This window comes from Peribacillus sp. P4_D6, from assembly GCF_056401795.1.
On sequence record NZ_JBFUIQ010000001.1, the window covers coordinates 22,733 to 42,308 of the forward strand.

Annotated in this window: 17 protein-coding genes and 1 riboswitch; of the genes, 5 read left to right on the plus strand and 12 right to left on the minus strand. The window is 39.5% G+C overall.

Annotation, left to right across the window (positions count from 1 at the left end; genetic code table 11):
* Nucleotides 1-26: 26 nt before the first annotated feature.
* The 7 genes from AC1DVB_RS00120 to AC1DVB_RS00150 all read right to left on the minus strand — a co-directional run bounded on the left by AC1DVB_RS00120 (nucleotide 27) and on the right by AC1DVB_RS00150 (nucleotide 7,066).
* The gene (locus tag AC1DVB_RS00120) at nucleotides 27-1,706 is read right to left on the minus strand and encodes a glycoside hydrolase family 13 protein (protein ID WP_477587723.1); all 1,680 of its coding nucleotides are present in this window, start codon (nucleotides 1,704-1,706) and stop codon (nucleotides 27-29) included.
* Nucleotides 1,707-1,790: 84 nt separating this feature from the next.
* Nucleotides 1,791-2,873, minus strand: a complete 1,083-nt coding sequence (locus AC1DVB_RS00125) for a Ger(x)C family spore germination protein (protein WP_098185537.1) — start codon at nucleotides 2,871-2,873, stop codon at nucleotides 1,791-1,793.
* Complete coding sequence (locus AC1DVB_RS00130; protein ID WP_430756393.1) at nucleotides 2,870-3,970, minus strand: GerAB/ArcD/ProY family transporter; 1,101 nt, start codon at nucleotides 3,968-3,970, stop codon at nucleotides 2,870-2,872. The genes AC1DVB_RS00125 and AC1DVB_RS00130 overlap by 4 nt, the downstream gene beginning before the upstream one ends.
* Nucleotides 3,971-3,994: 24 nt before the next feature.
* On the minus strand, nucleotides 3,995-5,506 hold the full coding sequence (locus AC1DVB_RS00135; RefSeq protein WP_477587726.1) for a spore germination protein: 1,512 nt from the start codon (nucleotides 5,504-5,506) through the stop codon (nucleotides 3,995-3,997).
* Nucleotides 5,507-5,649: 143 nt separating this feature from the next.
* On the minus strand, nucleotides 5,650-6,174 hold the full coding sequence (locus AC1DVB_RS00140; RefSeq protein ID WP_477587728.1) for a YhcN/YlaJ family sporulation lipoprotein: 525 nt from the start codon (nucleotides 6,172-6,174) through the stop codon (nucleotides 5,650-5,652).
* A gap of 54 nt (nucleotides 6,175-6,228) precedes the next feature.
* A complete protein-coding gene (gene sugE, locus AC1DVB_RS00145; protein WP_034310082.1) occupies nucleotides 6,229-6,549 on the minus strand; it encodes a quaternary ammonium compound efflux SMR transporter SugE in 321 nt (106 codons plus the stop codon).
* 48 nt (nucleotides 6,550-6,597) lie between these two features.
* Nucleotides 6,598-6,696: riboswitch (guanidine-I (ykkC/yxkD leader) on the minus strand.
* A gap of 40 nt (nucleotides 6,697-6,736) precedes the next feature.
* Nucleotides 6,737-7,066: a DUF948 domain-containing protein gene (locus AC1DVB_RS00150; protein WP_063574734.1), complete on the minus strand. Its 330-nt coding sequence runs from the start codon at nucleotides 7,064-7,066 to the stop codon at nucleotides 6,737-6,739.
* Nucleotides 7,067-7,184: 118 nt separating this feature from the next.
* Between AC1DVB_RS00150 and AC1DVB_RS00155 the strand changes: the two genes are divergently transcribed.
* Together AC1DVB_RS00155 and AC1DVB_RS00160 are read left to right on the plus strand one after the other, a co-directional pair.
* A complete protein-coding gene (locus AC1DVB_RS00155; RefSeq protein WP_034310080.1) occupies nucleotides 7,185-7,364 on the plus strand; it encodes a hypothetical protein in 180 nt (59 codons plus the stop codon).
* 392 nt (nucleotides 7,365-7,756) lie between these two features.
* Nucleotides 7,757-8,377 carry an RraA family protein gene (locus AC1DVB_RS00160; RefSeq protein ID WP_098864820.1) on the plus strand — a complete coding sequence of 207 codons (621 nt, stop codon included), beginning with the start codon at nucleotides 7,757-7,759 and terminating at the stop codon, nucleotides 8,375-8,377.
* A gap of 55 nt (nucleotides 8,378-8,432) precedes the next feature.
* Here the strand turns inward: AC1DVB_RS00160 and ltaS are convergent, their stop codons facing one another.
* The 5 genes from ltaS to AC1DVB_RS00185 all read right to left on the minus strand — a co-directional run bounded on the left by ltaS (nucleotide 8,433) and on the right by AC1DVB_RS00185 (nucleotide 15,271).
* Nucleotides 8,433-10,400, minus strand: a complete 1,968-nt coding sequence (gene ltaS / locus AC1DVB_RS00165; RefSeq protein ID WP_477587731.1) for a lipoteichoic acid synthase — start codon at nucleotides 10,398-10,400, stop codon at nucleotides 8,433-8,435.
* Nucleotides 10,401-11,473: 1,073 nt separating this feature from the next.
* Nucleotides 11,474-12,418 carry a siderophore ABC transporter substrate-binding protein gene (locus AC1DVB_RS00170; protein WP_477587900.1) on the minus strand — a complete coding sequence of 315 codons (945 nt, stop codon included), beginning with the start codon at nucleotides 12,416-12,418 and terminating at the stop codon, nucleotides 11,474-11,476.
* Nucleotides 12,419-12,628: 210 nt separating this feature from the next.
* Nucleotides 12,629-13,387: an iron ABC transporter ATP-binding protein gene (locus AC1DVB_RS00175; protein WP_034310071.1), complete on the minus strand. Its 759-nt coding sequence runs from the start codon at nucleotides 13,385-13,387 to the stop codon at nucleotides 12,629-12,631.
* Nucleotides 13,381-14,328, minus strand: coding sequence for an iron chelate uptake ABC transporter family permease subunit (locus AC1DVB_RS00180; protein ID WP_034310068.1), 948 nt, complete (start codon nucleotides 14,326-14,328; stop codon nucleotides 13,381-13,383). Before AC1DVB_RS00180 ends, AC1DVB_RS00175 begins: the two co-directional genes overlap by 7 nt.
* Nucleotides 14,321-15,271 (minus strand): ABC transporter permease, encoded by a 951-nt coding sequence (locus AC1DVB_RS00185; protein WP_053536781.1) that lies wholly within the window; start codon nucleotides 15,269-15,271, stop codon nucleotides 14,321-14,323. The genes AC1DVB_RS00180 and AC1DVB_RS00185 overlap by 8 nt, the downstream gene beginning before the upstream one ends.
* Before the next feature lie 337 nt (nucleotides 15,272-15,608).
* Between AC1DVB_RS00185 and AC1DVB_RS00190 the strand changes: the two genes are divergently transcribed.
* The 3 genes from AC1DVB_RS00190 to AC1DVB_RS00200 all read left to right on the plus strand — a co-directional run bounded on the left by AC1DVB_RS00190 (nucleotide 15,609) and on the right by AC1DVB_RS00200 (nucleotide 19,489).
* Nucleotides 15,609-15,878: a DUF1450 domain-containing protein gene (locus AC1DVB_RS00190; RefSeq protein ID WP_048688275.1), complete on the plus strand. Its 270-nt coding sequence runs from the start codon at nucleotides 15,609-15,611 to the stop codon at nucleotides 15,876-15,878.
* Nucleotides 15,879-18,075: 2,197 nt separating this feature from the next.
* Nucleotides 18,076-18,765, plus strand: a complete 690-nt coding sequence (locus tag AC1DVB_RS00195; RefSeq protein WP_454861928.1) for a WxL domain-containing protein — start codon at nucleotides 18,076-18,078, stop codon at nucleotides 18,763-18,765.
* 28 nt (nucleotides 18,766-18,793) lie between these two features.
* Nucleotides 18,794-19,489, plus strand: coding sequence for a WxL domain-containing protein (locus AC1DVB_RS00200; protein WP_454861929.1), 696 nt, complete (start codon nucleotides 18,794-18,796; stop codon nucleotides 19,487-19,489).
* Nucleotides 19,490-19,576 lie beyond the last annotated feature (87 nt).

Here is a 19,576-nt window from a genome sequence, read left to right on the forward strand (position 1 = left end):
TAACCGGAGAAGGACAGGTCCTTTTTTCATTTCAAATGATAAACACGGCATTCATATGGTTGCAGGGGTTTGCTGGAGATTCCTTCTTCCTCCTGACCATAATTGCCGATCAGCTTTGTGGCAGAATATGCATGCAGCTCTTCAGGCAAAGTATAAGAGGCCTGCTCTTCTTTAAAGTTGCATAGCACCAATAACTTCTCTTCCTCAAACGATCTCGTGTAGGCAAATATTCGTTCATCATCCGGCAACAGCAGTTCAAAACGGCCATAAACGACGATATCATGTTCCTTGCGCAGTTGGATAAGCTTTTTATAAAAATGAAAAATGGAATTCGGATCATTATAAGCCTTTTCTGCATTAATCTCGGGAAAATTGGGATTAACCTTAATCCAAGGGGTCCCGTTCGTGAATCCTGCGTTCCGGGAGTCATTCCACTGAATCGGTGTCCTCGCATTATCCCGGCTGCGGGCGTGGATGGCGGACATCATCCGCTCTTTTGACCAGCCATGTGAATGGACGAGTTCGTCATATGAATTCAATGTTTCGATATCCCTGTATTCATCGATGCTTTCAAATGCAACATTGGTCATGCCCAGCTCTTCCCCTTGATATATATAAGGTGTACCTTGCAGCATATGAAGACAAGCGGCAAGCATCTTTGCGCTTTCAATACGATACTTTCCATCATTACCAAACCTCGAGACAACCCGGGGCTGATCATGGTTGTTCCAGTATAAACTGTTCCAGCCATCCCTCTCCAAACCAGTCTGCCACTTGGAGAGGATTCGCTTTAAATCGGTTAGCTTCCATTTATCGTTACTCCATTTCCCTTCTGGTCCCCTCCCCAAATCCATATGTTCGAATTGAAAGACCATATGTAGCTCACCACGATCTTTACCTGTGAACAATTGCGCTTCCTCCGGTGTGACGCCTGGCATCTCCCCAACCGTAATCACGTCATGTCCAGAAAGGGCCCGTTGATTGATTTCCTGCAAAAACTCATGTATGCGCGGGCCATTCAGGAAAAAGGGGCTTCCATCACCATACTGCTTTTCATGCTGAATGGCTCCATCTGAATAGCTTTGATCTTTTGAAAGGAAGTTGATGACATCCATCCGGAAGCCATCGACACCCTTATCCAGCCACCAAGTCATGATGCTATAGATTTCTTCACGGAGCTTAGGATTCTCCCAGTTTAAATCCGGTTGTTTCCTGCTGAATAAATGTAAATAATATTCATCGGTTGCTTCATCATATTCCCATGCTGAACCTTTAAAAATGGACTCCCAATTATTTGGCTCTTTTCCATTCCTGCCAGGTTTCCAAATATAATAATCGCGTTTCGGATTATCTCTTGAGGATCGGGATTCCTCGAACCACGGATGTTCATCTGAAGAATGATTGACCACGAGGTCCATCATGATCTTCATTCCACGTTCATGAACGGCCTTCAACAACCTATCGAAATCAGTCATGGTCCCGAATTCAGTCATGATTGCTTTATAATCACTGATATCGTACCCATTGTCATCATTGGGAGATTGATAAACTGGGGATAGCCATATCACGTTCACACCCAGCTCTTGTAAATAATCGAGCTTCATCAAAATCCCGTTTATATCTCCAATACCATCGCCATCACTATCCATAAAACTCCTTGGATACACTTGATACACAACTGCCTCTTTCCACCATGCTTTGTCCATGCTTTTCCCCCTTTTTAGCCGCATTGACACAATCCTTACACCAATACCCTATTATAAAGGGGGGAACTCCAGAATATTCTACTTTTATTCAGCTATTCCCGTTTGAATCATTTCAATATCCAGATCGACCTCGATTGGAATATCGGGATATGTCTCCTCCCAATGCTTTTGATCAAAATTTCTTGTTTTACTTTTAGCATGATCACCAAGTGCAAGCGGATCTATATGGTTCTCCTGAAACATGGTTACCATCTCATTTAATTTTTTACCAATGACCCGCTCGGCCCTGGCCTCTATTTTATTCAGGTCGACCGCTTTGCCCAAATCATAGCCTTGGACCTCTAGCAGACTCGCTTTCATTTTCACTTCAATCCTGGCCTTAGGGTCTTGATTGGCATTCGAAATATGATAATGGACACGTGACTCCACGTTATTGATATCGGTAAAGTCATTTTCCTTCCATTTAATTTCATAACTCCCCAGCTTGAAATTTTCACTAAGGACCTTATATAAGAAGCCTTCCTCATAAGGGATATATTTACCAATATAACGATCCTTTTTAAACAAGGCGATTCCCCTTACCCGTATTTGATCTCCTGTAGTTTCCAATAAGGGCAAGACCGGATCGATCCCGTTACCATGACACGCATATAAATACCTGTGAAGGTCTACATTAGGCAAATTGGTCCTTATATTCTGTTCGATCAGCTCCTTCACTTGAACCCCTGGAGTTTTAATCAACTTCGGCTCCATTTTAACTACATCCTCCGCTTTGCCATGAACGACCGCTAAATACAAATCCCTTCCCACCATTGGGTCACGCCTATATGTATCGACATAATCATTCAATCCCTTACTTGCCAATTCCTCACCATATAGAGTGACTGTCAGTCTCCCGCCGACAATCGGGTATGGTGTTTTTGCATTTTCCTGCTGGCGGGCCGCCTTTATATCATGGGAGTCCGCTTCATATACTTCTTTACCTAGAGCTGCTTCCTCCCCAGGCTGGGGAACGCTGACCACGACCGTACCCTTGATTTTCTTGTCTCCGGCATCATCATAACCTACGACTTCAGCAATTAATATATCTTCTAATATTTGCTTTTCCATGCCGCAGGCCGCCATCAAAAGGCTCGCTAATGTTAATAAGAGGAGTTTGATTTTCATGATTTATGCCCCCTGACTTTATAGACGACCGACTGGCATATGAATAAGAGAGGAAGATACAAATAAACGATATAAAAACCAATTTGCGAACTGATCGTGTTAAACTTATCGATCCTATAGCGGTTATCCAAAAAAATGCAGGAAACCAAGATGATGATCAGAATGAGAACCATCATCTTTTTTTGCCTAAATCCGAATACTCTTTTCGCTGTCCTGCTTGCTGCCCAAACCCCTAGGCAAACATTCGGCAGCACCATGAACAGCCAAACGGAAATCCCTATGTATTCGAACCTTTCAATGAATGGAAGGTCTACAATCTTCCATAACGTCAAAGTTGCCCAAATTACATCTTTCAGCTGATCTTGATGATAGTAGGCTAATGAAACAAGGATGGATACCACATATATCACCATAGTGAACAACGCCCCTAAGTGGGCCCACTTTTGAGATTTTTCACGATTTTTAATGAAAGGATAATAAATGAGGATTAATTCAAAGCCAAGGTAATTCAGGGTCATTTTCTTACAGGCCTTCATGATTTCCAAAAAGGAATGATCAAGAAAAGGACCCAAATTTTCAAAGTGGGCGTACTTCAAAGGGAAATAATTCAAAAGGAATAATGGCGATGCGATTATAAAGCCGATTATGCAAAAACCGGTAATGACCCTGAAACCTCCCTCCACAAAGTTATACACGAGGATTAGAATGATGGTTATCAGCATCAGAACATTGACACCAGGGAACATCCAAACCTGAATGACTTCTAAATAAGTCCTGATAAGAATGATGGAAATCATGATAAAGTAGAGGATGAATAAAATATTGAAAGCATTTCCGACCCATTTACCAAACAAATCCTTGTGGATGGCAATCAAATCAAGTGTTTGGGGGCCCCTGCCCAAAAGCTTGAAACACATCCAAAGCAGAACATTTATGATCAACCCTGATATCAGGACCGATATCCATGCGTCTTGGCCAGCCTCTTTCGCTATGATCCGTTCAAACCCCAATATCCCTACTCCAATCTGCATGCCGGGCATGAGGAAAAAAACAAAAAATGGAGATATTTGTTTTGTTTCATTTGGTTTGACTTCCATTCCTTCTCACCGCTTTCTACTTCCTTATTCATCGATATCATTACGGGGGTTTCGTTTTTCCGCCTCTTTCCTTATCCTTAGTGGATTTTCCGTCCGCAGAAACTGCGGGCGTTTTTTCTGCTTTGAAAAAGGGAGGCGAATCAGACTATCTTTAAAGTCATGAATTCTTAACGGGTACAGCGGGTCTAAATAAGGACTGCCAAGCGAAGTCAATTTCAATAAATGACTTAAAATGAATGCACTGCATAAAGCTATTCCAAACAGTCCGTATAACTGGGCAGCAATTAGAAAGGGAAAGCGGATAAGGCGAATCGTATTGCTGATTTGGTAAATCGGCACCGTAAATGAAGCCAAGGCAGCTAAAGCGACAAGCATCAACAAGACATTACTGACAAATCCCGCTTCCACAGCGGCTGTACCGATGACTATACCGCCAACAATGCCGATGGTGGAGCCAACCTTGGCAGGCAGCCTGACCGCCGCTTCCCTCAGCAATTCGATCGTCCCTTCCAGCACGATCGCTTCCAAGATCGGCGGAAAAGGGATCACTCCCCTGGATGATATTAAGATTGGCAGCAAATCCATTGGGATCACTTGATAATGATAGGTTAAAACGGCCACATACAAAGGTGATGACAAAACGGAAAACAGAACGGCGAAAAGCCGAATCAAACGGAATGAAGTGCCGAGATTCCAAATTTGAAAATAATCTTCAAATGACGAGAAGAATGAAATGATGGTATTGGGACCAACCAATGCATGAGGAGATCCATCCAGCATGATCCCTATTTTCCCTTCCGATAATACACTGGCCAGATGATCAGGCCGCTCCGTATCAATCAATTGCGGGAACATCGAATTCCGATTATCCGTGATCATCTGGCTTACGAACGAAATATCGACGATTGTATCATATTCTATATCTTCTATTCTCTGTATGACCGACTTGATGTTCTGTTGATTTACCACCCCATCTATGTAGAGTACCGCTACCCTTGTTTGCGAAATGCTCCCGACCCTAAATTCCTTGGACTGCAATTCAGGAGTGGGCAACCGGTTACGGATCAAATTCAAATTCGAATCAAGCGATTCAACAAACGCCTCCTTGGATCCAACGACCGTATACTCTGACTCAGGTGTGGAAACTTGCCTTTTCACACTGTGAACACACGGAATGAGCAAACACATTTCATCATCTTGCTTGTATTGAATCATGATCGATCCTGCCAAAACCAATCTTTGAATGTCTTTTAAATCAGCCGTCAATTTCATATCTTCCATTGGAATATCGCCTTTTAGTTGCTTAAGGACCTTCTTTGGCTGATTCGACATGACCGCCAATACTTGTTCATGGAGCTGTTGTACACTGACCAGTGAATTGAAGTAGGAGATGATATAGCCATCATCATTCGGGAATTGGAAGGTAAGGAAATCATCAGATGCTTTAAACTTTTTAAGGAGTTCCTGAAAATCCTTGGAAGTAACCTGAAAGGATCCTGAATCCATTTCCCCCTTGCCCTTAAATAGCCTCACCATCCCACCCCCCATACAAAGTTTTTCGTTCATTCGATTATTGTAACCACCCTATTTAAAGTTAGTCATGTTCCACAGATATCTTAAAAATAGGAAAAGACCTATCCGGAATCCACCGGATAAGTCTCCACTCCTTAATTTCCCAATTATCTTGAACTTGGAAAGATCCGTGTTACAAGTTCACGGAACTCTTCAGCAAATCCTTCAACAGGTTTTCCATTCTCGATATCATTCGCATACCTATCCATTCTTTGAACAAAGTCCGGATTTGCCGACACATAAACTTGGTCTACAGATGGATCCGCTCCCCTTACTGCATCAGCAACCCTTTCTTTAAGGTCATTCGAGATATCCTTATCTCCGCCGTCTTTTAATACTGCGCCTACATAGGCATTATTTTCAGTCACGATGACCTTTGCGTTACTTACTTCCTTCAAAGCTTCGACTCGATTTGAGATATCCTCGGAGACCCTCATACCGTTTACGCCATTATCATTATTATCATTATTGACATTTTGCCTTGTGTCGCTTACATTCATCGGATTATCCAAATTATCCTGATGAGTACGATTCAGGCCAAGGTTTTCACTGGCGTCTTCTTTATCATTCGTTGCACAACCTGTAATCACTAAAGCCAGCATTGTACTTGATACTATCGCTTTATAGTTCATATTCTTCACTCCTCAAATATCATTTAACATTACTATTTGCGAGGAGTGGGCAGATTATTCAGAAGAGGTGACCTTCAAGCCGATAATTCCAACCAAAATAAAACCCGCGAATACCAATCGCATCGCATCCTTAGGCTCGTTAAAAACGATGATGCCTACCAGAACAGCCCCAAGAGCCCCTATTCCCGTCCAGATTGCATACGCTGTTCCCATAGGCAGAGTTTTTATCGCCGATGACAAAAAATAAAAACTAATAACCATGCCAGCAATCGTTATGATAGAAGGTAATAATTTCGTAAAACCCTCGGTATACTTTAGACTTGTCGCCCATACCACTTCAAATAATCCTGCAATCACCAATTGAATCCAAGCCATCTTTTTCCCCTCCAATTACAGAAAAAGCCCGGGAGGTCATCTTTCATAACCTCCCGGGCTTTTTTCCCTCCGTGTACGCAGATTCCTGCGCGTTTCTCTTGGACCATTCCGGTAACATTCAACCGAGGAACCCTAGAAACATAGTATTTCCATACTATATCATGTACATTTCAGATCGGTCAAACACTTATGCATCGCTTCTGTTTCTAAGCTTCCACTTGTCACCTTTTATTGAAAACCAAATATTCTTAAAGGGTTCAGGTATTTCTTTAGCCGCCTCAACCGTATATTGGACAGCCTCTTTTTTATATTCAACATCTTCAGTGATTTCCTGCTGTGTCATGGCGAGTTGGTCCGTTTCCGATTTAATCTGGTCCGTTTTGGCCTGGATGCGTGTAACGGTTTGAGTCACATTTTCAATTGTCGGTTTGGAATCCTTAAATGTTTTAAAAGCAAAAAACGCTAAATAAATAATCGATCCGATAAAGAGGGCAAGACTAATATATACAATGATCACCTAGATTCCTCCTTTTATTTTACCTTTACTATACCCGTAATAATTGAGCAGAAAACGAATCCCCATGTATTTTCTTTTATGCCTGGTCATATTATTGAAAGTAAAAGGAGGAATGAAAATGAATCAAATGCCTCTTCTTAAAGCCTGTTTTAAAGCTGGAATCCACTTCATTAGACATATGACCATACAGCAGGCTGCCACGATTGCAGGAATCATTTTTTTAATCATTCATCCAGAAGTTTTCAGCCCCCTTTGGCTTACATTGGCAACATCTGTCTTGATTCTGCTCCTGCTTTGAAGATTGCAAGTATCCCCTGCACACTGGCTGTGTTATGGATTTCTTCGCTGACACCCCCATCCAGATCAGAAAAAAACCGAGGATATGCACCAGCATTCTACCCTTGCTTCAGAAGAATGTCCTCCTGTACGGATCAAACTGCCATGGAGGCCCGACCATTAATATTGCTAGGACTGTTCCTATCCTGGATTTCAATCACTTCAAAGTTTAATCAATCGATTGATTAAAACGGAATTTGCCTTTAACCCCCTTGTGACAGCTGAGCTTCCCTCCCCCTTCAGATGTTAATTACACTACACTTACCATTTCATCAAGCTGAAAACTATTAGAAAATTACGAAATTTGTGTATAATTAAGCTATATTCATTTACTTTTAAGGAGGAATCATAGTCATGGATAATCTTATTCAACAGTTCAGGAATTTGCCCACCACGGCGATTTCAGATGCAATGGAAGGGTTAAGCAATCTTGATTCGGCAATAAAACCCTTAAAGGAAGAATTTCGTTTGGCCGGACGAGCTTTGACCGTACAGATTCCCGTCGGTGATAATTCTGCTGTGTTAAAAGCGATCGGTGAAGCCAAGCCTGGGGATATAATTGTCGTTGACAGCAAGGGTGATACATACCGGGCAATAGCAGGAGACTTTGTTGTCGGCATGATGCAGACCATGGAAATAGGCGGCCTCGTAGTCGATGGGGTCATTCGCGACCTTGAAGCCATTAAAGAATTGAATTTCCCTGTATTCAGCAAAGGGGCGACGGTTGCCTCAAGCGGCAAGGCAGGGGTAGGCGAAACCAATGTGCCCATATCATGTGGAGGTGTCACCGTATATCCAGGGGACATCATCATAGGGGACATAGATGGAGTCGTGGTCGTGCCCAAAGATAAGGGTGAAGAAATCCTGGTCAAAGCCAAGGATAAAATCATGAAAGACGATCAGCGTGCTGAAAAATATGCAGGGAAGCCTGATGAAATCAGAAAGTATATTGCCATGATGACCAATAAAGGATGACGCATAAAAAAAACAGGCAGGAAGCGATGGCTTCCTGCCTGTTCTTTCATTAGCCTTATTTATCGGACTTTTCTTCCTTAGAACCTTCTTCATCATATGTGTAATCATAATCAGCTGGATCAATCGGTTTAAAGCCGTTTGGAGTATAGAAACGAAGTAAGTCGCCGTTCACTACTTGGTCGGATAAATTGAGCATCGTTTCAGCTCTCGTTTTATAATTGAGGATGGCATCATTTTCCTCGACCAATTCTCCCGTTTTAGTATCGTAGTATTTCCCTTTAATGGAAGTGACATCCGGTGTTACAAAATCACCATTCCTGAAAGGTACCACTTCATTATGATCTTTTGACAATAAATCGGAACCGAATTGTACATAATCTTTAGATTCAATTCCTAACAGATGCAATAAAGTCGGGAGAAGGTCAATCTGTCCACCGTATTGGTGCATTTCCCCGCCTTCAACACCTGGAACATGAATCAATAATGGTACACGTTGCAATTGGGCATTCTCAAATGCGCCAACATCCTTGCCAAGCACTTTTGACATGGCTTCTTTATGGTTTTCGGAAATACCATAATGATCACCATACATAACGATTACCGAGTTATCATATAGACCGGATTCCTTCAGATAATCGAAAAACTCTTTAAGCGCCTCATCGGCATAGCGTGCAGTTTGGAAGTAATTATCTACGGAAGCATCGCCTGTCGTTTGTTTACCGATTGTTGCTTTCTCCTGGTCCATGGCATATGGGAAATGATGGGATACCGTTATGAATTTTGTATAGAAAGGCTGTTTAAGCGTTTCTAACATTGGAATCGATTCCTTGAAGAAAGGCTTATCCATTAATCCATAACTTAGTACTTCCTCTTTATTTTCCATATTATAATGGCTTGCATCGAAGAACTGATTAAAACCAAGAGACTTATACATCTTATCCCGGTTCCAGAAAGATTTGTAATTACCATGGAACACAGCAGATGTGTATCCTTGTTGTCCTAAAATCGCTGGTGCTGCTTGATACGTATTTTGGGATCTGTTTGTGAATGCTGCCCCCTGTGGTAAACCGAACAGGGAATTTTCAAGCATGAATTCTGCATCCGCTGTTTTACCTTGGCCTACTTGATGGAAGAAATTATCAAAGTGCATGAAATCTGATTTATCATGTGCAAGTGAGTTTAAAAATGGAGTTACTTCTTCCCCATTTAATTTATAATCGATCAAGAAATTCTGCATGGATTCCAAATGCAGGTAGATAACATTCTTACCTTTGGCTGCACCAAAATATTCAGGGTTCGGTTCAGCGCTTGTTGCCTTTGTATAGTTGACGACTTCAGCGATATCGGTGCTGTTTGCAGTCGCACGCTGGGCGTATGTTTTAGTATTCTGAACGGCATCATAAACCGTATAGTTGAACATGCCCAAATATTTGACGATATAGTTTCGGTCGAATGTTCTTGATAATAATTGCGGGCGATCCTTTTCAGCAAGTCCCAAATTGATTGCGAAAATTGCAAGTCCCGCTAGGTAAACCAATCCAACTGTACGGCGTTTGACTTTGAAGTCTTCCACTTTAAAGCCTTTGAATCTGTACAACACGATCAAAAGAACCGTATCAAGGAAATAAAATACATCGTGGCCTTTAAATAATTCTAAAATACTCGGCCCCAAATCCCCGGCATTTTGCACTTGCGTCAAGGTTGGCAATGTAATGAAATCGGTAAATGACCGATAGTATACAATATTGAAGAATAACCATAGTGACATCAATAAGTTCAACCTGATGATCCATTTAAACGATTTTTTGCCTCTAGCCAATAATGCCAGGCCAAAGAATAAAATGGCTGAACTAATCGGGTTTATGAACAGTAAGAACTGTTGCAAGCCATTTTCAATACCTAAGTTAAATTCAACTCGATATCCAATATAAGTTTTTATCGTAAACAAGACTACCGCAATAAAGAAAAAGCCTAGTATGTTATCTGCAAATAAATGCCGGCTTTTTTTTACAAAATTATTCATGCTTTCACCTCTATTAATCTAGTGGTTTATTTATATAAATTTTTACAAACTTACAAAAGACGGAAAATCAGAAACCTTATAATAGCATTCTTTCACTTGGATAGTCAAGATTATGAAAACCACCTTTTGTCACATCCATGACTCCTCAAATCCAGAACACTTCTTTAGCTTATGAACAAGCCTTTGAAAAAATAACAGAGTTTCCCCCGTCCCAAATGTTTTAGCGCACCTATAACAAATATATAGGAACTACATGTCATAATCCAATAAATATCACCGTAACTTTTTGGGGTGACTGCGGGTGACAGGCACTAATTAATTTCACGTCCTTCAGGCTTTTACCATTATAAACGACTCTTTATAAAAAAACCAGTACATTACAAAATATGTAAGATATAAATCTTCAATAATTTAAAGCTATAGATATATCCAGGATTTCTTTCCCGATAATTCGACAGTTAAAAATGGATGGCCGGTTACATGGATGCTTTTCTCATCCGCACTTTTAATACCCCGTGCCTGTAAAGTTTAACCTTTTAATTATAAGCGTCCGTCACCCTTAAATCCCATAAAATAACAAATGGATTGCACGAAGTATCGACATCATTCCCCTCCGGCATATTTAATTAGCTTTTTTCAAATAATTTTTTCAGTAAGTGATGATCATATTGTGTTTATATTTTTACTTTCCAGGATAATTTATCATCCATAAAAGATTCAATTTACCAAAGTTCACTTAATTTACAATTGTAAAACCCCTCCTGGTACCGGAAAGGATGCAAAAAGACAGTATAATAGGAAGAAACTGAATTTTTCATTTTGGCTGAAGGGTCAAATTTCTTACGATTGCAGCCCATATAAGCCATAGCAGCGGCAACAGGCGGAATATAGACCTTGTCCTTTCCCATTCCCCCTTAATTGGGTTGTGGGCGCCTTATTATAAGCTTACCTGTGTTTTGCAGGAATTCTTTTCTTCCCCTTTGTTAGTATATTTGTTTCATCCAGCTTTATTATAAAAAATAAAAAATCCTGCCCCTCGATCGAGGACAGGATTATCTTAAATCATATTTACATTACTTAATGCCTTCTGAAACTTCTTTAACCATAGCGTCAACAGATTCTAAACCGCCGCCTGATAAGTACCAGTAGTTAGGATCTAGATAAATGATGTTACCTTCTTTAAATGCCTTTGTATTTTTTACAATGTCATTTTCAATCGTTTTTTTTGCTGCAGCTCCATCACCGGCAACCGCATCCCTGTCTACAACGAATAGGTAGTCAGGATTCTTTTCAGCAATATATTCGAAAGAAATACTTTGACCATGTGTCGATACTTCCAATTTATCATCCACTGCAGGTACTCCGAATACATCATGGATGATTCCAAATCTTGAATCCGGTCCGTAAGCACTTACTTTTCCACCGCTGGCAAGAACGATTAAACCATTTTTGTCAGTCGGGGCTTTTTCTTTCAAAGCATTAATGTTTTCTTCAACACTTGCCAATTCTTTAGCTGCTTCGTCTTCTTTATCGAAAATTTTACCTAAAAGTGTTACGTTCTCTTCAAATGATTCCATATACTTTGTTGTATCTACACCCACAAAAACAGTAGGGGCAATTTTGCTTAATTCTTTATATGCTTCAGATTGACGGCCAGAAATAAGGATTAAATCAGGAGCGATTTCGTTGATTTTTTCGAAGTCAGGCTCTTTTAATCCGCCGGCATTTTCAGTTGTACCTTTATATTTAGAAAGGTATTTTGGAAGGCCATCATGAGGAACAGCTGCCACTTCCACATTCAATTTATCAAGAGTATCAAGAGCACCCATATCGAATACAACTACTTTTTCAGGGTTTGTTTTTACTTTCGTTTCGCCTAGTTGATGCTTAACTGTAATTTCTTCGCTTTTAGCACTTTCTTTTTTCGCGCTTGATTCTTCTTTTTCCTTATCTGATCCACAAGCAGCAGCCACTACAGCCAGCATTGCAACCAAAAGCAGCAAGGATAATTTCTTAATCATTATGGTCACCTCGAAAAATTTTTTATTTAAAATTACATATTGAATCCTCACCATCACATAGTTCACCTTCAACACTTTCCCTGCCAGATGAACAGGAGGCGGCTAAGGTCTTGGGCGCCCGCCAACTCTTAGCTGCCTAAGAAGCGTACGAGGTGATTTCTGGACGGCTACGAATACTGAAGTAATTTAAAACCGAATGGAATTGTCTTACGTGAAGTACACACAGATCTTATTGTCATTGATACTTTGGATTTCAATATCCATATCATAAATTTCCTTTAATACATTGGAATTGATGACTTGTTCGGTAGGTCCATTATGAACAACCTTGCCATCCTTCAATGCGACGATATAGTCGGAATAACAGGATGCAAAATTAATGTCATGAATGACGATGATGACCGTTTTCCCCAATTCATCGGCCAATCTCCTCAATACCTTCATGATTTGGACGGAATGCTTCATATCAAGATTGTTCAGGGGTTCATCAAGAAGCACATATTCCGTGTTTTGAGCAATGACCATGGCAATGAAGGCCCGCTGTTGCTGTCCGCCGCTCAGCTGGTCAAGAAACTTATCCTGCATGTCAGCAAGTTCCATATATTCAATCGCTTCATCGACGTATTTCCAATCCTCTTTCGTCAGCTTTCCTTGTGAATAAGGAAAACGGCCAAAGGCGACCAGTTCACGAATCGTTAAACGGATATTGATGTGGTTAGCCTGCTTTAAGATGGCAATCTTTTTCGCAAGTTCATTGCTATTGAATTTCCCCATATCCTTACCCTCGATAAGGACTTCTCCTGAATCCCGGGTAATGAGACGGCTGATCATCGAAAGGACGGTACTTTTACCCGCTCCATTGGGACCGATGAAGGATGTGATTTTCCCTTTCATTATTTCGATGGAAACATCCTCGACAACCGTTTTATTATTATATTTTTTGAATAAATTTTTCACTTCTACCATGATTTATTCTCCTTTAATAGAAGATAGATGAAATAGACACCGCCGACAAAGTTGATGATGACACTTAAGGTCGTGGAAAACGTAAAGATCCTCTCTACAATGAATTGGCCGCCGACCAAGGCAATCACACTGATCAGCATTGCACCCGGGAGGATATGTTTATGCTGATAGGACTTAATGAATTGATAAGCCACATTTGCAACAAGCAATCCGAGGAACGTGATCGGACCGATCAAGGCAGTCGAAATGGAAATTAAAACGGTAACGACGATTAAAACCCGCTTCGTGACAAAATCATAATCCACACCCAAGTTTATGGCTTGGTCCCTCCCTAGGGACATGACATCTAAATACTTCAAAAATCTCATGAAATATATCATTGCCGCAATCATGAGGACAATAGCTAAGGTTAACAGGTCCGTGTTGACATTATTGAAGCTGGCGAACATTTTATTTTGAATGATTTGGAATTCATTCGGGTCAATCAATACCTGCATGAATGAAGACATGCTGCCGAATAAGGTTCCGAAGATGATACCGATCAGCAATAGGAAGTAAATATTGCGGTTTTTCTTGAACATGAACTTGAACAGCAGGCTTGCAAAAATGAGCATGGCCGCAAGTGTAATCAGGAAATTGAGATTTTTATTCATGATCATGATATGCGTTGAACCGAAGATGAAAATCACTCCCGTTTGAATCAGCATATACATGGAGTCCAACCCTAAAATGCTTGGCGTCAGGATTTTATTATTTGTGACTGTCTGGAAAATCACTGTTGAAAAAGCAATTGCACAACCTACCACGATGATGGCGACGATTTTTATAACCCTTCTCGGCAGTGCATAATCCCAATTCGGGCCAAGGTCCCAAAAGATATAACCTGCCGTTAAAGCAGCTGCAAGAACAGCCAATACAATGATCCTACTTTTATTATTCATATGCCTTTCTCCTCAGTATCAGATAGATAAATACGGCGCTTCCTATCACACCAACCACGAGTCCGATCGGGATTTCAAATGGATATATAAGGATCCTGCCCAGAATATCGCAGATCAATAGGAAGACTGCCCCTAGCAATGCTGTATGAGAAAGACTCTTTTTCAAATTGTCACCAAGGTAAAGGGATACAATATTTGGTACGATCAATCCTATGAAAGGAATCGTTCCCACCGTTAACAAAACGACAGTGGAGGATAATGCCACGATGATCAATCCAAAATTGACTATGAACTTATAATTGAGTCCTAGATTGATAGCAAACTCCTCTCCCATCCCTGCCACAGTGAATTTATTGGCAAAGAAGTATGCGAGAATGACTAGCGGGATACTCAGATATATAAGTTCGTACCTTCCCGACATGATCATCGAGAAATCACCATTCATCCATGTGTTGAGGCTTTGAATCAAATCATATTTATAGGCAAAGAAAGTCGAGATCGATCCTACGATATTACCAAACATCAAACCAACCAATGGAATGAAGATCGTATCCTTATATTTCACTTGATCAAGAATTTTCATGAACAAGAATGTACCTGCCAAAGCGAATATGAAAGCGAATGCCATTTTCTCAATAAGTGCTGCCGATGGAAAAATGATAATGGCAAGAAGAAGTCCCAGCCTTGCAGAGTCCATGGTACCGGCAGTCGTCGGGGACACAAATTTATTGCGGCTCAATTGCTGCATGATCAGACCGCTTATACTCATCACAATACCGGCAATGACTATGGTCACCATTCTAGGGAAACGGCTTTGCAGCATGATTTGCACTTTATCATCACTTAGATTCAATAAATCCAGGGGGGTAATATCTTTTACACCAATGAATAATGACGTAAATGATAGAACAATTAACGCCATGACTAAATATCTTATCTTCATCTACATTTCCTACTCTTCCTATCTCACTTTAATACAGCGATAATATTTTTAATTAAATATATTTGAATAAAGACTATCATTAAGTCACCTATCGAAGTGGGACTCATTAAGTTGCAATAGTTACAAGGATCTTCCATTCGTGATAATGAGATTCATTATCATCCATTCTTATTCTATCATTTCTTGGACATGTGTCAATATATACAAGGGAATTACTTGATATTCTCCCAATAGTCCAATTGTAATGAATTCGGATGAACCAACCATGCATTTCGTTTCAGGAAGTGATAAAATCAAAATAACAAATATTTACTCTTATAATGAAAGAAGCGATATGATGAAAAACTTGTTATCCAAAGTGTTCTCAAAAAAGGCGAAAATCCAGATTGAATTTTGCCAAAATAATCTTGACCGCTTCCTTAATGAACAAACAATTGCCGATTATGGTAAGTTCTTAGAGAATCCAAGGATTCAATATAAGGAATATGAATGTTTGAGTGAGTGTAAACTTTGTAAGAAAACCCCCTATGCGAAAGTGAACGGCCAGATAATGAGTGGCGAGGATTCACAGGATCTTTTAAATAAGTTATATGATGAATTGAAATGATACGGGTTAAGCAAATAGCTTAATCTGTATCATTATGACTTTCCACCTGTAATTATACAGAATACAGGTGATGAACATCTATTAAAAGGATTGCGAATTTTACCATGGAATCATTAATCTAGTCGTTACTTCCTGTTCACCTGTTTCAATTACTGCAAAAGCGAAGTTAATTCTAATCATACTTCTGCTTTTGTTTAATAATTAACCTATCTCACCAATCCTATGAAATACTCCCCCGAAAGTCTTATAAAATCCACAATCCCATTCCTTCAATTTCACCGTATATGTATGCTCCATCGCTATCAGCCTTCCCATTTTTAAACTAGTTCTATATACAAAGGGAGTGAAATTCCCTAGTGTAATCAATAAACACACGAGAAGCTGATTCATCAGGAAATCCTTTCTTTAATAGCACACCCGGACCAAACGGAGCCTTGTGAGGAGATTCCGGAATTTTGTTTGGTCCCCTATGTTTAACCTTAACTTCTTTCCCCCCCTCTAAATTGAAGCCATTCCATCTGAAGGGCTCCATTGTCTTTAAGTAATTTTTTCTTATATATTCTGATTTATTGATTCTTTAATATTTTTTGAATTTCACGCATGCTGACACTTCTTTCAATTGAGATTACTTTTAATTAATAGATTTCCTTCCCTTACCATTGATATGCTGATTGGAATATCATAGTAGGAGTTGGTAAGCCTTCGTTTCAAGGAAATTTGTATAGGATAGTGCCAAGTCTTTATCGTAATGAATGTCACTAAGAGATTTAATCCCTGATTTTCAATTCCCAAATAACGTCCGAAACCACATAAGTCATTCCCCACCCTAAATGAATGGCAAGTTGTCACTTTACAGTGCTTATATAAATTACATATTAATTCTTGTGCAGTTTCTATCATTCCGTACTCTCCTTATTAATAATCTAAATATGAAGTAGATAGAATAATTGAGTATTATTTATTAAATGTTAGTAAATAATACATCAATTAAATTTATCACTTCTTAAAGAGTACCCCTTCAAAATTCAGACAATATATCTTTGTTGAAACCAAACAAATTAAAATTGGGACGTATTTTTTTGCAAAGGAAGTATAATTGAATTACCTAATCCAAAAATCCATCTGTTTTTATGGCAAGACCTCAAAAAAGAATTTACATACTTAACTGTAGAGAAGTTTTGGTTAAGTTTCTATTTGCCCATCATCCCACATAGTTAAAAACCTCTAAAAAAAATAGGTAAGTTCCGCCGAAAATAATCGGTGAAACTTACCTAAAAAAATAAGGGGTCGAGGGTATGTGGAAATAAGTATAAGACATGAAAATACCTATAGTATTTCTTTATTGGAGCATACTACTTCATATTAGATATATTTTTAAAGATAGTTTGTCCCAAAGCAATTGTCCTCTTATGTACTTTTTTCCGATTAGTCTTATGCTAATTGGAAAAGTGTCTCCCCCTCCCCCCTTCAGCTGTATCTTCTGCAAATCTTTCGTGCTGCTCCTGACCAGACAAGTATGATCTCAAAACCTTCGTTTTATAGTCCTGTTCAACATTCTCATAAGGCATCCATTTAACTCTTTCAAAAACAAGGCGAAAACTCATCAAAAACAACTTCAACCAATTTCCGTTTACAAAAACAGCCCAATAAATTTATTTAGACTAGAGTATATGCCGTTTATCGAAACCATGAGCCCTTTTGTTTATTTAATGTCAAATCCCCTTTTCGTAACTTCTAATAGTGTTTCCTCCTCTTGAAATAACTTTTTGAAACAATAATTTCATTCTTATCATGATCATTCTAAATTTCATTTAAATAAGTGAAATATGCTTCTTATCCCCTCTTTATCCTTCTAGCGTTAAATTTACATAACCCGAAAAATCACAACAGTCCTAAGTCATTCAAAGTAAATATCAGTAGGTCTAATTTCTTATATGAAGTCTCACAACCCATTTTTGAAATTAGATCTAACGATTTATTTTATAAAATGTAATTAACACATGACATTCCTTTTATCCTACAGACTACTCATTTCTTCATTGAACATAAATAACTGCAAGGAGGGAAAAACAACGGGAAAACGAGGAGTTATTAGTAGAATTGGTAACAGTGCTTTATCGAAGCACTGGGTTTTTCATCCAACTCAAAGGCGTGGTCATGTTCAATATATATTAAAATTTAAAAGGGGAAATACAAAATGAGTATCAAAAAAGCCTTAATTAAAGGACTAATGTCCTCAGCAGCATTACTGTTATTCGCGACACCTACATTCGCAGCAATCGATCCCACTGCAGTGACAGGAAGTACAGATGGCCTTGGAGCAACTTCTCATGGTCATATTATGATAACACCAGGAGACGAAACTACAGGACCAACCGATCCAATTTTCCCAAGTGAACCAGGTGGCGAAACAGGTAACGAAGGTTCATTAACGATTGATAATGTTTCACCTTTAGAATTTGATACCCACCAATTAGCGAGTGGTGCCGTAGAATATACAACTACATCCAAAGATCCTAACGCACAAGTAACCGATAAGCGTGGTACAGGTGTTGGTTGGGCTTTGCAAGTTGCAACTTCACCATTTATGGATCAAACAGATGGCACTAAAATTTTAAAAGGTGCAATTGTTACATTACCAATCGGCACTGCTGAGACGAATCCAGGAAATGTTTCTCCACCACCTGAACTAAGGGTAGTACAATTAGGTACGGATAGTGGAACAACTAATCCCCAAATCCTTATGAGAGCTGATATGAACACAGGATTAGGGACTTGGGTAGATAAATTTGATCCAAGCAGAATTAAAATTTCCGTTCCATCAGGAAACTTAGCAGGGGATTATGTATCGACTTTAACTTGGAGTCTAGTGGACGCTCCACAATAATAAATAAACGAAATAGGAGATTAGAAAAATGAAAGCATTTAGTCTATCAGCAGTAGGCAGCATTATTTTGGCCGGAACACTTCTTTCAACAAGTTCAGCAGAGGCGGCTGTCATAAATGACGCAACTTCTAATAATTATATTGGCTTTATTGCAGATGAGGGACCGACTAATCCAGTAGATCCCACAAATCCGGACAATCCTAATCCACCAAGTCCAATTGATCCCGAAGATCCAGGCAATAGTGGTACTGGAAATGCTGGGGCTTTAACTCTGGACCATGTCTCAAATATCCAATTTGGAACACAAAAAATCATGAGCGGAAACACGACTTATCATGCTAAAAATAAGGATCCCTTTGTCCAAGTTTCAGATAAACGCGGAACGGGGGAAGGATGGTCTTTGACAGCAAAGGCTTCAGAATTTAAAAGCGATTCTGGAGAAGTCTTAAGAGGAGCTATTTTATCATTCAAAAATGGACAAGTGAAATCACAAACCAGTAATGTTTCCACACCACCAACTGCTAATGATGTTGTATTTGATAATTCAGATTCCAAAGTACTTATGTTAGCTGAAGTAGATGCAGGTCGCGGAACATGGCTAGATGTTTTTTCAGGTACCGAAGGCGATAATAGTAACGTACAATTAAATGTTTTGGCGGGATCCGCTGATGCTCAAAACTATACGGCTACTATGACATGGGAATTATCTGACGCACCGAAATAAATTCAAATTAAAAAAACTTGGCTTAATTAATTATTTTAGCCAAGTTTTTTTTGAAAAATAACATCATGAAATTAGAGATGTGAGGGA

Coding starts and splice junctions, on each gene's coding strand:
- AC1DVB_RS00120 (WP_477587723.1), bottom strand. CDS start 1,706: ATGGACAAAGCATGGTGGAAAGAGGCAGTTGTGTATCAAGTGTATCCA.
- AC1DVB_RS00125 (WP_098185537.1), bottom strand. CDS start 2,873: ATGAAAATCAAACTCCTCTTATTAACATTAGCGAGCCTTTTGATGGCG.
- AC1DVB_RS00130 (WP_430756393.1), bottom strand. CDS start 3,970: ATGGAAGTCAAACCAAATGAAACAAAACAAATATCTCCATTTTTTGTT.
- AC1DVB_RS00135 (WP_477587726.1), bottom strand. CDS start 5,506: ATGGTGAGGCTATTTAAGGGCAAGGGGGAAATGGATTCAGGATCCTTT.
- AC1DVB_RS00140 (WP_477587728.1), bottom strand. CDS start 6,174: ATGAACTATAAAGCGATAGTATCAAGTACAATGCTGGCTTTAGTGATT.
- sugE (WP_034310082.1), bottom strand. CDS start 6,549: ATGGCTTGGATTCAATTGGTGATTGCAGGATTATTTGAAGTGGTATGG.
- AC1DVB_RS00155 (WP_034310080.1), top strand. CDS start 7,185: ATGAATCAAATGCCTCTTCTTAAAGCCTGTTTTAAAGCTGGAATCCAC.
- AC1DVB_RS00160 (WP_098864820.1), top strand. CDS start 7,757: ATGGATAATCTTATTCAACAGTTCAGGAATTTGCCCACCACGGCGATT.
- ltaS (WP_477587731.1), bottom strand. CDS start 10,400: ATGAATAATTTTGTAAAAAAAAGCCGGCATTTATTTGCAGATAACATA.
- AC1DVB_RS00175 (WP_034310071.1), bottom strand. CDS start 13,387: ATGGTAGAAGTGAAAAATTTATTCAAAAAATATAATAATAAAACGGTT.
- AC1DVB_RS00180 (WP_034310068.1), bottom strand. CDS start 14,328: ATGAATAATAAAAGTAGGATCATTGTATTGGCTGTTCTTGCAGCTGCT.
- AC1DVB_RS00185 (WP_053536781.1), bottom strand. CDS start 15,271: ATGAAGATAAGATATTTAGTCATGGCGTTAATTGTTCTATCATTTACG.
- AC1DVB_RS00190 (WP_048688275.1), top strand. CDS start 15,609: ATGAAAAACTTGTTATCCAAAGTGTTCTCAAAAAAGGCGAAAATCCAG.
- AC1DVB_RS00195 (WP_454861928.1), top strand. CDS start 18,076: ATGAGTATCAAAAAAGCCTTAATTAAAGGACTAATGTCCTCAGCAGCA.
- AC1DVB_RS00200 (WP_454861929.1), top strand. CDS start 18,794: ATGAAAGCATTTAGTCTATCAGCAGTAGGCAGCATTATTTTGGCCGGA.